Raw genomic sequence first — 14,022 nt, 5'->3', positions numbered from 1 at the left:
CCCGGCTCCCGGCTCCCGGCTCCCGGCTCCCGGCTCCCGGCTCCCGGCTCCCGGCTCCCGGCTCCCGGCTCCCGGCTCCCGGCTCCCGGCTCCCGGACGATCATCAACCACAAACCCGCAGCCCCAAGCCAGCAGCCACGAACCGCCGCCACAAAACGGCAGCCGCAAATCGCAGCCACAAACCGCCCCGAACGTGGCCCACCCTCCCTGGGGGAACCACCCGCCTCCACCCTATCGCCGACCTCCGACAGAACGTGCCCGAACGAACACGATCTCCGCAGTTGTCCACATGTCGACTTACCTGGGGACAACTTGTGGATCACCACCCGGATTCAGGTCGCCAACCCGCGGCACCCGGCTTACAGTCCCCTTATGCGTCGGCGCTGGATCCTCGTGGTCCCGGTTGCGGTGCTGGTCACAGCGCTGCTCGCGGGGGTCGCCACCTGGGCCCGGTCCGGGAGCATGGAACGGGACCTGGCCGCGCGGGCCCAGACCGCCCTCTTCGAAGCCGGGCTCCCCACCGGGGATGTCCGCTTCGACGGGCGCGACGCCACGCTCAGCGGCTTCCCGCCCGGCCAAGCGCTCAGGGCTCTGGAAATCGTGCAAAACGTCGACGGTGTCCGGGCCGCCAAGGTCAACGGCGATGTCACCCCCGTGGCGCCCAGCAGCGCCACCCCGAGCCCGCCGCCGCCGACCACCGCCGCCACCACGTCGAGTCCGCCGCCGACCACCAGCACCACCGCTCCGCCGCCCACCGACAAGGCCGGCGTGCAGGCCGAGATCGACCGGCTGCTCACCGAGGCGCCCATCGCCTTCGAGCCCGACACGGCCAAGCTCACCCCCGACGGCGAGCAGGCCGCGCGCAGCGTCGCGATCGCTCTCGCCAAGGCGCCCGCCGGCTTCCGGTACCGCGTCACCGGGCACGTCGCCCGGGGGCCCGGTGGCGAGAGCGCCGCTCTCAAACTCTCGCGGGACCGCGCCCGGGCCGTCGCGCGGATCCTCACCGCCAACGGGCTGGCGACCAACCGCGTGACCTACCGGGGGCTGGGCGACACCCGGCCGGCCACCGGCGGCGAAGAAGACCGGCGTGTCGAGATCACGGTCGTTTGAGGGGTGATGAGCTGATGTTCTGGCTGTTCGGGCAGATCTGGCTGTGGCTGATCGTCGCCTTCGCCCTCGGTGCGGTGACGTCGTGGCTCGTGCTGCGCGCCGCCCCGCGGCCCCGGCCCGAGCCCGCGGCACGGGAAGCCGAGTTCGACGACGAAGCGCCGCCGTACGAGCCGCCGCCGCCCCTTTCGACCGAGCAGACGCAGTTCATCCCGGCCGCGTGGGCGCAGCACGCGCCCGAGCCGCGCACCGAGGTCCACGACGACGAAGAAGCCGCTCCCGTCGGCCACCGCGAAGGACACCTGCCGCTGCCGCCGCAGCGCGGGGTGCAGGCCGAGGACTGGCCCACCGAAGAAGAACCCGCCTGGCCGCAGGCCGAAGAGCCGCCGGACGCGACCCGGCAGTGGCACCAGCCTGGGCGCGGTGGCTGACACCCATCCTGGTAAGTTCGGCTACGCACTGTGAGCGAAGGCTGAGAAGGGGGTGGAGTGGCGCTCCCCCATTGGACGTCGCAGCAGGTCCTGCCGCCGGGCCGGCACGCGGGTGACCTCGCCGACGTCTACGAACGCCTGGTGTTCGACGCCCCGCACCAGAACGACCGCGAGATCCTCTTCAGCGCGCTCAACAGCTACCTCGGCGTCGCCCGGCGGATCATCCCGTCCGGCCGCGCCTGGATCGGTGGCGAGCTGATCACCCGGACCGCCCACCCGCCGCAAAGCCTCGACGTCGTCCTCATCCCGGACGAGTGGGGCGCGCTCAAGCGGCTCGACGACGCCGGCCGGTCGGCGCTCTACGGCCTGCTCACGCTGCGCGGCGTGATCGTCGGGCAGCCGGCGATGTACCTCGACCAGGTGCAGCCGGTCGGCGGCATGCTGGACGGCTTCCTGTGCCGCCCCGGCGACGAAGACGTGTGGGCCGAGGTCTGGGCCCGAGGCGGCAGGGGCTACCCGGAGATGATCTGGTGAGGAACGAGTTCCGGCGCATCGCCGACGAGATCCCCGGCGGCACGTGGCTCGACGACCTGGCCCGCGCCTCGGCGATGGCGGCCAACGCCAAGTTCGAGCGGACGTCCCGCTCACCGCTGCTGCACGTGTCGGTGATCGGCGAGCAGACCATCGACGCGTACACCTTCTCCGACATCAGCCGCGCGCTGCAGGACGCGACGGCGAAGATCGGGCACATCATCCGGAACCCGTCCGGCGAGGTCACCCAGGTCCAGCAGACCGACCGGGACAAGGCGCCGCTGATCCAGCGCGGCCAGGCGGGCAACGCGATCTTCTTCGGCTTCCCCGAGCTCGACGTCTCCGACGACGCGCTGATCGTCGACGGCATCGAGACGCTGTCCGAGCGCGCGGTCAAGGAGCTGTGCGACTTCCTGCCGGCGAACGGCTCGGACGACGGCGCGCTCGACGCCGTGCTGCTCCAGCGCGACACCGTCCGCAACGCGGTGAGCGACATCGTCAACGCCGTCGCGAAGAACGCCGGCATCGGGATGGCGCTGACCCCGACCGCGGGCGAGCAGGTCACCCGCAGCATGACCACCGAGCAGGCGCGGATCCTGCAGGGCAGCCTCCGCGAATCCCGCGAAGAGGTCGGCTACGAGACGGTCCGCGGGCGGCTCGACGGCGTCCGCACCCGGCGGCGCATCTTCTACCTCGACCGCGAGTCGGGCGGCACGATCCAGGGCGCGGTGGCGCCGGACCTGCTGGACCAGATCAAGGAGAACCTCGACCGTCCGGTGACAGCCCGGCTACGCGTCGTGCGCACGACGACGATCGACGGACGGCGCGGCCGGCCCGTCTTCGAACTGCTCGAAATCACCCCGGAAGTAAGCCTTTTCGACTGAGAAGTCCGGTATACGACTTTCGTCTTGAACGCCGGTACCGACGGTCGTCGTAGGCCTCCCGGCGGTGCCCGGATGACCGTAGGATATTTACGATACCCGCTGCGAGGTCGCAAAAGGTCGCGCCGAACAGTGGGAACTCCGATATTCTTCCCATTGATCATCGGGCCACACCATGCCCGCGATGTCAGGAAATATCGATACCTGACCCCAAATGGTGGGACAATGACTTTTTCCAGAATGTAACAATTTCGTTCTGGGCCACACTTATGGGTTAACGTCGTCGCACTCCCACCCGAAGGGGTTCGCATGATGACCGACCCGCAGTACCCGCCGGCCACCGCGCGCCACGGCCGGCCCGCGCCGCCGGTGACGGCCACGGAGCGTCGTCAAGCCAATGCGAAGCCCGCCCGGAACATCCTGGCGATCGTCGGCCTGCTGCTCGGTGTGGCGGCCCTCGTCGTCACGTTCGTCCCGGATGTCGAGTTCGTCGCGTGGCCGCTGGGCGGGATCGGGCTGATCCTGGCGATCACCGGGCTGGTCCAGGCCAAGAAGGGCGCCGTGGGCGACCGCGGGGTGGCGATCACCGCCACCACCGTCACCGCCGCCGCGCTGCTCACCACGGCCGGGATGCTGCTGTACTCGACCTTCTTCGGGGGCGGCGAGTCCGGGCTCCACCTGCCCGCGGTGGCCACCGACAAGCACGCCGTGACCTTCCAGGTCACCTCCGCCGGCGGCGCGACCGTGCGCTACGGCAGCCTCAACGACCAGCGCACCGAAAACGCGCCCGCCAGCACCGACGCCTGGCAGGGGCAGGCCTCCTACAACAATGGCTCCTACCTGTTGACGCTCACCGCGGACACCCGCAATGCGACGGTCAGCAACGAAATCCGCTGCGCCATTCTCGTCGACGGCAAGAAGGTCGCGGAAAACAGCGGGACGACGATCGCGCTCTGCACCGCGAACGTCGGCTGAGCCGGGCGCGGGAACCCCGCCTGGCGACCGGCCGGCCTACCCCCATTTCGGCCGGCCGGGCCGCCATTAGCCGCTCCTGGCGGCTCCGGGCCCCACGAGGAGTTCCCGCGCGGGGCCTGGCACCGGCGTCTCAGCCTGCCCCTCCCCTAGGGCTCTGCCGGCACCGCCGAACCTACGCGGACACCGCCCGCGCCCACTAAGAATCCACTAAGGATTCAGCGCACAGGCACCGGCCGTGACCCATTCGCAATGAAATTCCGAACGGCCGCAGTTCGGGAAAGCCCGTCACTGGAGATCGGCGAGTTCGGTGCGCACCTCACCGACGAGCTTCGGGTGCACGCGCTCGTAAATGCGCACCGACAACGCCAGTTGTTCGCGCGCGCCGTCGATGTCGCCCCGGGCCCGCAGCACCCGGCCCAGCGTCAGCCGCAGCGTCCCTTCCCGCGCGACGAACTCGCGGCTGATCGCCAGGTCGATCGCTTCCCAGACGTACCGCTCGGCGGCCTCGAGGTCCCGGACCCGCAGGCTGAGCTCGGCCAGCTTGTCCAGGGAGACGACGACCTGGACGTCGTCGCCCAGTTCGCGGTCGATCCGCAGGCCGGCGCGCTGGTGGGCGATCGCGTCGGCCAGCCGGCCCGCCCGCTTCTCCGCCTGCGCGCAGCTGCTGAGCGCCTGCCCGCGCAGGGTGACGTCGGGAGCGTTCGCGATGGCCTCGGCCAGCCGTTCGATGGCTCGTTCGTGCTCGCCGAGCCGGCTCAGCGCCCGCCCGAGGTGCAGGTCCACCGAGGTCCGCAGCCGCTGGTCGGCCGACGCGGCGGACAGCTCCGCCGCCCGTTCGGCGTCGGTGAGCCCGGACCCCGGCAGCTCGAACGTCAACGCGATCTCGCACCGCGCGAGCCACAGCCAGCACTGGCCCTCGACGTCGCCCGCGGCTTCGGCGGCGGCGACGCCGAGGTCGGCCATCCGCATCCACTCGTCCAGCAGCGGGCACGCGACGCGGTAGGTGTGGGCCAGCCGGGCCAGCCGCCACACGTCGTCGTGCCGGCGCGCGGCGTACGCGGCGTCGAGGACGGCCAGCAGGTTCGGCCACTCGGCCGCGAACCAGTCGTGCGCCTCGGCGAAGCCGGGAAGCGGCGGCAGCACGTCGTCGGCGAGGACTCGGGAGAAGTCGAGCGGGTCGGCGACCCGGCCCAGCCGGCGCCGCGCCCGGTCGGCCGCGGCCTGGTAGTAGCGGACCGTCCAGCCGAGCGCTTCGTCGCGTTCCTTGTCGCCGAGTTCCTGCTCCGCGAGCTCCCGCAGGTACAGCCAGACGAGGTCGTGCGGCACGAAGACGTCCCGCTCGGTCTCGGTGATGAGGTTGTGCGCGGCCAGCGTGCGCAACCGCCGCCGGGCCTCGGCCACGGTGATCTGCGCGACCGCGGCCATCACGTGCGGCCCGACCATCACCCCCGGCACCGCGCCCAGCTGCAGGAACGTCTGCGCGACTTCGCCGGGCAGGCCGCGGAAAGAGACGTCGAACGCCGCGCGGACGCTGTCGTCGGCGCCGTCGACCTGCAGCCCCGCGAGCCGGGTGCGTTCGTTGCCGAGCTCGTCGACGAGCTCCTCCGCGGTCCGCTGCGCGCTCGTCGAGAGCCGCGCGCCGGCGATCCGCAACGCCAGCGGGAGGTAGCCGCAGAGCCGCGCGAGGGCGTGGTTGAGGCTCGCCGGGCCGGCGAGCTCCTCGATGAGCGCCACGGCGTCGTCGGGCGCGAGCGTGCCGAGCACGCGCTGCTTGGCCGCGTTCGACACGGCGAGCCCGTCGAGGCGCGAGCGGCTGGTCACCACCGTCATCGTCCGCGCGCTCGGCGGCAGCAGCGGGCGCACCTGCTCGGCGGTGCGGGCGTCGTCGAGCAGCACCAGCATCCGCCGTCCGGCGATCAGCGAGCGGTAGAGGGCGACCCGTTCGTGCAGCAGCTCCGGGACCTTCGCGGTTTCGACGCCGAGGCCGAGCAGGAACTGGGTGAGCAGCTCGGCCGGCTCGAGCGGCGGGTGGTGCGGGTCGAAGCCGCGCAGCGACGCGAACAGGACGCCGTCCGGGAACCGCGACGCGACCCGGTGCGCCCACCACACGACGAGCGAGCTCTTGCCGACCCCGGCGGTCCCGCTGACCACGGCGATCGTCGTCTGCCCGGCTTCGGCCCGGGTGACCAGGGCGTCGAGCCAGGCCAGTTCCTCGGCGCGCCCGGCCAGGTTCGGCACCGCCGCGGGCAGCTGCGAAATCGCTTTCGCCGGCTCCGCGCCGGCGGCCGGGGCGACGACGTCCCGCGCGGGGAGGTCGTCGTTGAGGACGCGCTCGTGCAGCCAGCGCAGCTCCGCGCCGGGCTCGACGCCGAGGGTGCGCAGGGTCGCGCGGGAGACCGTCCGGTACAGCTCGAGCGCGTCCCCGCGGCGGCCCGCGTGGTACAGCGCCCGCATCAGCTGCCCCGCGGTCCGCTCGGCCAGCGGATCGGCCCGGACGATCGGGCTGAGCTCGACGATCAGTTCCGCGTGCCGGCCGAGTTCGAGGTCGGCGTCGACGCGGGCGCCGTGCACGGCGAGGCGGAGGTCCTCGAGTTCGGGGGCACGCAGGGAGTCGGGCACCCCGCCCAGCGCGGGGCCCTGCCAGAGCGCGAGCGCCTCGGCCAGCAGCGCGGCGGCGGCCTCCGGCGTGGCCAGTGACGCGCGGTCCAGCAGCGTGCGGGCCCGGTGGACGTCGATCAGGTCGGGCTCGACGTCCAGCCGGTAGCCCGGCGGGGTGGTGAGGATGCGCGGGCCGTCGAGGTCGCGCAGGATGCGCCGCAGGTGGGAGACGTTGCCGTGGACGATGGTCCGGGCGGTCGCCGGCGGGTCGTGGCCCCACAGGGCGTCGATGATCTCGTCGAGCCCGACGACCTTGCCGGGCCGCAGCGCCAGCAGCGCGAGCAGGCCGCGGACCCCCGGGCCGCCGATCGGGACGGGTTCGTCGCCGTGGAAGAGCTGAACGGGCCCGAGCAGCTGGAGCCGGGTCTGGGCCATGCTCGCGCCCACCTCCCCGGGTCCACGGTGTCCCCGGCGTCGCCCCCGCCGGAAAAATCAACCTACCGTGATGGCCCGCCGGCGAATACCGCCCCACCGGGCCGGGACCAGGACATATCGCGGACACGGCGGAATCCGCAGCGGGGGTGCCGCGCCCCTGCGATTGACGCCGACATGACAGGACCCCGCACCACCGGTCCCGATCCGGTGGTGCGGGGTCGCCGTCAAAACTCCCGGCCGGGCCGCCTGGGGCCGTCCGCCCGTCCGCCACCGAGGGCAACCGGGCGGGTGAGCTCACCCCGAGCGAAGTACCCGCCGCCGGTCGTCCGCGAAGACGTGTTGCACGGGCCACACACCCGCGCGGTGGCGACACGGTAACAGGGCGCACCGGGCCGGTCACCGGCGGGTCAGGATCTTCGTGCTCCCGAGGGCCCGGAACGACTCAGCGCGTGATCGGCGTCGAATCGCGGCCGGCGATGAACGCGGGCCGGGGCGTGCCGGCCGCGAACGGCTCCTGCAGGGCGTTCTCCACGCTGTTGAACACCAGGAAGATGTTCGAGCGCGGGTACGGGGTGATGTTGTTCCCGGAGCCGTGCATGATGTTCGAGTCGAACCACAGCGCCGAGCCCGCCTGGCCGGTGAACTGGTCGATGCCGTGCTCGGCCGCCATCTTCGTGATGTCGTCCTCGCCCGGCACGCCCACCCGCTGGTCCTTGAGCGAGCTCTTGTAGTTGTCGTCCGGCGTCTCACCGGCGCACTGGACGAACGTCCGGTGCGAACCCGGCATGATCATCAGGCCGCCGTTGAACGGGTGGTTGTCGGTCAGCGCGATGGAGCAGCTGACCGCCCGCGGCGACGGCATGCCGTCCTCCGCGTGCCAGGTTTCGAAGTCCGAGTGCCAGTAGAACCCGGTGCCCTTGAAGCCGGGCATGTAGTTGACCCGGCTCTGGTGGACGTACACCTCGGAGCCGAGCAGCTGCCGCGCCCGGTCCAGCACGCGCGGGTCGCGCACCAGCTCCGCGATCAAGCCCGAAATCTCGTGGACGTCGAAGATCGACCGGACCTCACCGGTCTTCGCCTCGGCGATCACGCGCTCGTCCCGGGCGAGCTCCGCGTCGGAGGACAGCCGCACCAGCTCCTGCCAGTACGTCTGGACCTCCCCGACGGAGAGCAGGTCGTCGACCACGGTGTAACCCTTGGTCTCGTGGTTCGCCAGCGTGGCGGCGTCGATCGGGCCGTCGGCTTCGGTACCCCACACCGTGGGGTGCACGCGGGGCAGGTGCTCCGGCGTACCGGTGATCCGGGTCGGGTAAGCGTCGTCGACCCGGGTGTCCGTCAGCGTCACGGGCTTCGCCTCCAGTTTCCTCTCCGGTGCTTACGCGTCCTCGGTGATCAGCGGGTACACGCCGTTTTCGTCGTGCACCTCGCGGCCGGTCACCGGGGGGTTGAACACGCAGACGCACTTGATCTCGGTCTTCGGTCGGACCTGGTGCTTGTCGTGGTCGTTGAGCAGGTACAGCGTGCCGGGCTTGAGCTCGTACACCTTGCCGGTGGCCAGGTCCTCGATCTCGCCCTCACCGGAGGTGATGAACACCGCCTCGATGTGGTTGGCGTACCAGAAGTCGTTGACCGTCCCCGCGTAGAGCGTGGTCTCGTGCACCGAGAATCCGACGCCCTCCTTGGCGAGGATGATCCGCTTGCTGCGCCAGTTTTCGGTCTTGATGTCGGCGTCGGTGTCGGTGATCTCGTCAAGTGTGCGGACGAGCACGGGCGAACTCCCTTACTTTTTCAGGACGGCCTTGACGGACTCGTCGATGATCGACAGGCCCTGCGTCAGCTCGTCGTCGGTCAGCGTCAGCGGCGGCAGCAGCTTCATGACTTCGCCGTCGGGGCCGGAGGTTTCCATCAGCAGGCCGCGGGCGAACGCCTCGGCGCAGACGCGCCCGGCCAGGTCGCCGTTCGCGAACTCGAGGCCGCGCGCCAGGCCGCGGCCCTTGGCGACCAGGTTCGCCTCCGGGTACGCCTCGACGAGGCCGGAGAACGCGGACGCGATGCGCTCGCCCTTCGCCTTGGTCGACTTCTCGAGCGCGTCGTCGCTCCAGTAGACGTCGATCGCTTCCTTGGCGGTGACGAACGCCGGGCTGATCCCGCGGAAGGTGCCGTTGTGCTCGCCCGGCTCCCAGACGTCGAGCTCCGGCTTGATGAGCGTCAGCGCCATCGGGATGCCGTAACCGCTGATGGACTTCGACAGGCAGACGATGTCGGGCGTGATCCCGGCGTCCTCGAAGCTGAAGAACGGGCCGGTGCGGCCGCAGCCCATCTGGACGTCGTCGAGGATCAGCAGGATGTTGTGGCGCTTGCAGAGGTCGTCGAGGCCCTTCAGCCACTCCAGGCGCGCGGCGTTGATGCCGCCCTCGCCCTGCACGCCTTCGACGATCACCGCGGCCGGCTCGTTGAGCCCGCTGCCGGAGTCCTGCAGGAGCTTCTCGAAGTAGAGGAAGTCCGGCATCGCGCCGTCGAAGTACTGGTCGTACGGCATCGGGGTGGCGTGCACCAGCGGGACGCCGGCGCCGCCGCGCTTCATCGAGTTGCCGGTGACCGACAGCGCGCCCAGCGTCATGCCGTGGAAGGCGTTGGTGAAGTTGATGACCGCTTCCCGGCCGGTCACCTTGCGCGCCAGCTTCAGCGCGGCCTCGACGGCGTTCGCGCCGCCCGGCCCGGGGAACACGACCTTGTAGCCGTACCCGCGCGGGTCGAGGACCTTGTCGCGGAAGGTCTGCAGGAAGTCGCGCTTGGCCACGGTGAACATGTCCAGGGCGTGGGTGACGCCGTCGCGCTGGATGTAGTCGATCAGGACCTGCTTCAGTTGCGGGTTGTTGTGCCCGTAGTTCAGCGCGCCGGCCCCGGCGAAGAAGTCCAAATAGGGCTTTCCGCTTTCGTCGTGGAGCCAGCTGCCCTGCGCGCGGTCGAACACGACCGGCCAGCCGCGGCTGTAGCTGCGTACTTCGGATTCGAGCTCTTCGAAGATGCTCATCGTGTTGTTTCTCTCCTAATCGCCCGGATTCGGCGGCGCGGTCAGCGGACCGATGCGGTAAAGCTCTTCGGGCAGGTGCCCGGCGTCGGGGAAATCCTCTCCGCCGAACAGCACACTGGTTTCCATGGCGGCGTTCCACCGCTTCGCGAACGAGCTGAACAGCCGGATGGACGCCTCGTTGTCCGGGGTGATCGTGGTCTCGAGGTAACGCACCCCCTCGCCGACCAGGCGTGTGTACAGCGTGTCGAGCAGCGTGCCGGCCAGGCCCTTTCCCCGCTGGGACGCGTCGACCGCGACCTGCCAGACGAGCGCCGACTCCGGCGCGTCCGGCCGCCGGTAGGCGATGACGAAACCGACCGCCTCGCCATCCTCACGCGCGACCACCGAGGACTCGGCGAAATCGTGGCACCACAGCATGTATGCGTACGGCGAGTTGAGATCGAGCTTGGCGGAATCGCGCGCGATTCGCCACAGCTGCGCGCCGTCCGCCTTGGTCGGGGATTCGATCAAGTGCGTTACGGACATACTCAGGAAACGTAACAGAGAATTTTCCGCCTGCCAGCGACGCAGCTCACGGCCCCGGCGATGACCTGCGGGGACGCGAAGTACCCCGTGAGCAGTCGCACAAACCTGTTTGACGCGGCCGCCGAATGGGCATGAGCGCCCTCGGGGCGCGACCTCACGGCTCGTGACCTACCCGCACCATGAACCTTTCCGCCCGTGATCGCAAGGCGACGGGCCGAAATCGCTCAGTGCGAACTCGATGCCCGGGTGCGCTCCGCAGGTGATTTCGCTGCCTTCCGGGGCGCACGCCCGGCGACTTCGAGCACCACGCTCTTCGCCTCCCGGCTCCGGGCGCGGCGGTGGCCGAGGCGGCGCCGGAGAGCGCTCGCCGGCGTCACCACGGCGGGCAGGATGAGCAGCCCGGAGACCACCAGCCACCACACGGCGCCCTCGCCGCGGCGCCAGCCGGCCACGACGTCACCGAGCCAGCCGAAGAACGGCCGGGCGAGCGGGGGCAGGAACGCGGCCAGCAGCAGGGCCGCCACCACCAGCGCCCCCAGCCCCGCGAACAGCCGGCGCGCTTTGTGGCCCGTGGTGAGCAGCGCCGTGGCCAGGTAGACGACCGCGCCCGCGAGGACGGGGAGCCCGACCCACTGCAGGACCGCGCCACCGTTGTTGCCGAGCACCAGCCCGGCCAGCAGGGCCAGCACGCCCGCCGCGAGCGAACCCGCGGTGCCGAGCCGGGACGCGCCCTGCGAGACCCTCGCCGTGCTCCGGGCCACCGTCCGCAGCATGCCCGCGACGGTCTGCGGCCAGCCGCCGGGCAGCCGGAACGCGATCGTCCCGGCGTTGACCGTGGCGGCCCCGAGCGCGACGAGCGTCCGGGTCAGCCGTGCGGTGCCCTGCTCCCCGGCGATCTTCTCCGCCGAGACGCGGCAGGCCTGGAACCGGGCCTGCGCGGCGCCGGCGTCGACCCCGGGCAGGTCTTCGGCCAGCGCCTTCTCGATGCCGGAGCGGTCGTCGGCGTCGTAGCGCGATGCGAGGGTGACGACCGGGAGCTCCTCCGCGGCGATTTCGGCCTGCCGCGTCCGGGCCAGCACCATGGCCGTCACCGGCATGCTGATCGGACGGTGGTCACCGAACGCGACCGGTGCGAGGTCGGCGTCGAGGCCGAGGAACGCCAGCTCGGCCGTCAGCTGGTCGCACAGCTGCCCCACCTCGGCCGGCGTGCACCGGTCGCGCTCGTCCGGCTTGCGCCAGACCGGCTCGAGCGCGGCGACGAGCTCGTCGCGGAACCGCTCGCGGCCGACGATGTCACGCAGCGTCTCGAGGCGGACCGGGTCGAGCAGGCACTGGACCAGCCAGCCCGCGCCGTCGACGCGGCCCCACATCCAGTCGCTGGCCCGCCACGACGCCTTGTAGAACGCGCCGAAGTAGCTCGCCTGCATCCCGGTCAGCTTGTCCCACGACCGGCGCCGCGTCATGTCCAGCAGCGTCCGCGAATCGGCGCTGACCTGCACGAGATCGACCCGCTGGTCGACCGACGGCGCCTGGGCGAGCAGCCCGCGCGTCGCCACGTGCAGGGTCACCAGCCGGGCCTGGACGACGTCGTCGCCGCCCGCGGCGTCCGGGCCCAGCGCCAGCCAGTTCAGCAGCGTGGTGACGGTGCCGGCGTCGTCTTCCGCGGCCAGCGCCCGCAGTGTCGGCGCCGCCGCCCGCAGGCCCGCGACCACCTTCGGCCACGCCTCGGCGACGGCGGCCGACCGGCCCAGGCCCGCCCATTCCCCGGCGAGCTCGCGGATCCAGACTTCGAGGGTGCTGCTCGCGCCGGGGCCGGCGTGCGCGGCCACCCACTGCGCGAGCCGCACGCCCCGCCCGGCGGTCCGGCGCGCCGCGTGCAACTGGGCGCGGGCATCGTTGAGCTCCTTCGCGCGGGCGTCGTCCGGCCGCAGCCGGAACCCGGCGTTGATCAGCTGCAGGCCGGTCGCGACGGCGTCGTCGAGGGCGGTCGTCCGGTAACCGACCAGGTCCGTCACGCCGAGACCGGCCGGAGGCGGGCCGGCGGGAATGCCGCTGCTCAGCCCGGTCACAGCGATCGCCCGCAGCTGCCGCGACATCCCCGAGGCCCAGTCGCGGTCCGCGGTGCCGGCCTCGGACAGCGCGTACCGCCGGGCGGCGACCCGCACCAGCTCGGCGGCGTCCTCGGCGGTCCGCCGCTCGAGGTAGGCGGCGGCGATCCGCGCGTCCACCAGGCATTCGGGCCCGCCGCGCAGACCCAGCGCGGCCAGGGAAACGCGCGTGTCACGCGCGCGGAGCACGGCGTCGTTGTGCCGGGTCAGGTCGTCCAGCTCGGCGCTGATGGACTGGCTCATCACGGTGTTGACGACCTTGGCCATCGCGTTCGACAGCAACGGCGGGTCCCCCGCATCGCACCCGACGGCGTCAGTTTCGCGTTCGCCGGTCGGCACGACGTAGAGCAGCAGCCGCCGGACGTCGGCGTGCGACGAGCGTTCGAAGATTTCGCGCAGCGCGGGCCGCAGCGGCTTGTTGAGCAGCACACCGCCGTCCGTCAGCCAGTGAGAGCGGGTCAGTTCCGTGTAGGGCGTCATGTCGGGGTGCAGCCGGTCGGTGCCGCCGGTGCCGATCGGCATCCGCGACAGCTCGAACGCGCCGGGGAAGGACGCGGTGGAACGGGCCGCCAGCGCGAGCGGACCCTCCACGCCGATCGTCCACAGTGGACCACAGAACCGGAAGAGCATCCGGTGTTCGGTGTCCCGCACCAGGTTCCCGAGCGCGTCGTCGAACCGGGTGGTCTCGCCGTCGATCATCGTGCCGGTGAGCAGCACGGTGATATCGGGATCGTCGCCGGGCTGCCGTCCCGCCGCGGTGATGTGCCGCAGCGCCCGTTCGACATCCCCGAGCAGCACACGATCCCCATCGAGCACCGACCGCGGCTGGTCTTCGCGGGCGTCGCGGATGAGGTTTTCCAGCGAGCCGGTGGTGATCCAGGTGTCCCGCAGAACCTGTGGCGTGGAACCGAAGGCTTCGGCCAGGCCGAGACAGGCGGCGTTGATGCCGCCGGCGCTGGTGCCGGTGAGCACGTCGACCGAAACGGTCGCGCGCAGCACATCGAGGAGCTTGCGGTACAGCCCGGGCTCGGCGTCACCGCGCGACTCCCGCAGCAGCTGCGACGTCTCGGTGGCGACCCCGCCCATCCAGATGGCCAGGCTGGCCCCGCCGACCATGGTCATCGCGAGCCGGATTTCCTGCTGCCACGGTTCCGCGGTCTCGGCCATGGGAGTCTCCCGGCGAATCGGTCTTTCCTGACGCAAAGTAGAGGCGCCAGGCGGCGGCGGAGATACGTCCGCGGGTACGGCCGTTCGGGTGGACTTGTTCGCCCGCTCGGCCGCCTGCCGACCGTGAACTACGCCGCTAGTAGCGTGTCGCTGCTTAGTTGTGGTGTGTGTGGCTGAGAGGCTGTTGTCCGTCAGGTCCCTTTCCCTGCCGGACGAGGATTTTTGTCATG

At 71.4% G+C, this 14,022-nt stretch carries 11 protein-coding genes; 5 read left to right on the top strand and 6 right to left on the bottom strand.

Translation table 11 applies throughout. From position 1 onward, the window contains the following. The first annotated feature begins 372 nt into the window (after positions 1 to 372). The 5 genes from AB0M30_RS45605 to AB0M30_RS45585 all read left to right on the top strand — a co-directional run bounded on the left by AB0M30_RS45605 (position 373) and on the right by AB0M30_RS45585 (position 3,925). Complete coding sequence (locus AB0M30_RS45605; protein ID WP_364598374.1) at positions 373 to 1,110, top strand: OmpA family protein; 738 nt, start codon at positions 373 to 375, stop codon at positions 1,108 to 1,110. 14 nt (positions 1,111 to 1,124) lie between these two features. Then, positions 1,125 to 1,538 (top strand): hypothetical protein, encoded by a 414-nt coding sequence (locus tag AB0M30_RS45600; RefSeq protein WP_364598371.1) that lies wholly within the window; start codon positions 1,125 to 1,127, stop codon positions 1,536 to 1,538. A gap of 57 nt (positions 1,539 to 1,595) precedes the next feature. After that, the gene (locus AB0M30_RS45595; protein ID WP_103335705.1) at positions 1,596 to 2,072 is read left to right on the top strand and encodes a hypothetical protein; all 477 of its coding nucleotides are present in this window, start codon (positions 1,596 to 1,598) and stop codon (positions 2,070 to 2,072) included. Further along, positions 2,069 to 2,953: a hypothetical protein gene (locus tag AB0M30_RS45590; RefSeq protein ID WP_043782686.1), complete on the top strand. Its 885-nt coding sequence runs from the start codon at positions 2,069 to 2,071 to the stop codon at positions 2,951 to 2,953. The genes AB0M30_RS45595 and AB0M30_RS45590 overlap by 4 nt, the downstream gene beginning before the upstream one ends. Before the next feature lie 306 nt (positions 2,954 to 3,259). Then, positions 3,260 to 3,925, top strand: a complete 666-nt coding sequence (locus AB0M30_RS45585) for a DUF4190 domain-containing protein (protein WP_364598366.1) — start codon at positions 3,260 to 3,262, stop codon at positions 3,923 to 3,925. Between the two features lie 285 nt (positions 3,926 to 4,210). Here the strand turns inward: AB0M30_RS45585 and AB0M30_RS45580 are convergent, their stop codons facing one another. The 6 genes from AB0M30_RS45580 to AB0M30_RS45555 all read right to left on the bottom strand — a co-directional run bounded on the left by AB0M30_RS45580 (position 4,211) and on the right by AB0M30_RS45555 (position 13,792). After that, positions 4,211 to 6,958: a BTAD domain-containing putative transcriptional regulator gene (locus AB0M30_RS45580; protein ID WP_364598363.1), complete on the bottom strand. Its 2,748-nt coding sequence runs from the start codon at positions 6,956 to 6,958 to the stop codon at positions 4,211 to 4,213. Between the two features lie 442 nt (positions 6,959 to 7,400). Continuing rightward, positions 7,401 to 8,303: an ectoine hydroxylase gene (gene thpD, locus AB0M30_RS45575; protein ID WP_364598360.1), complete on the bottom strand. Its 903-nt coding sequence runs from the start codon at positions 8,301 to 8,303 to the stop codon at positions 7,401 to 7,403. A 30-nt stretch (positions 8,304 to 8,333) separates the two neighbouring features. Next, the gene (locus AB0M30_RS45570) at positions 8,334 to 8,726 is read right to left on the bottom strand and encodes an ectoine synthase (RefSeq protein ID WP_003071625.1); all 393 of its coding nucleotides are present in this window, start codon (positions 8,724 to 8,726) and stop codon (positions 8,334 to 8,336) included. 12 nt (positions 8,727 to 8,738) lie between these two features. Next, positions 8,739 to 9,992: a diaminobutyrate--2-oxoglutarate transaminase gene (ectB, locus tag AB0M30_RS45565; protein ID WP_364598357.1), complete on the bottom strand. Its 1,254-nt coding sequence runs from the start codon at positions 9,990 to 9,992 to the stop codon at positions 8,739 to 8,741. 15 nt (positions 9,993 to 10,007) lie between these two features. After that, positions 10,008 to 10,517, bottom strand: a complete 510-nt coding sequence (gene ectA, locus AB0M30_RS45560; protein WP_364598354.1) for a diaminobutyrate acetyltransferase — start codon at positions 10,515 to 10,517, stop codon at positions 10,008 to 10,010. A gap of 224 nt (positions 10,518 to 10,741) precedes the next feature. After that, positions 10,742 to 13,792 (bottom strand): patatin-like protein, encoded by a 3,051-nt coding sequence (locus tag AB0M30_RS45555; RefSeq protein ID WP_364598351.1) that lies wholly within the window; start codon positions 13,790 to 13,792, stop codon positions 10,742 to 10,744. Between the last annotated feature and the right edge of the window lie 230 nt (positions 13,793 to 14,022).

The organism is Amycolatopsis sp. NPDC051716 (assembly GCF_040681595.1).
In the GTDB taxonomy this organism is placed as follows: Bacteria; Actinomycetota; Actinomycetes; order Mycobacteriales; family Pseudonocardiaceae; genus Amycolatopsis.
Note: the sequence above shows the minus strand (reverse complement) of the source record. Positions and strands in the feature narration are given on the sequence as shown.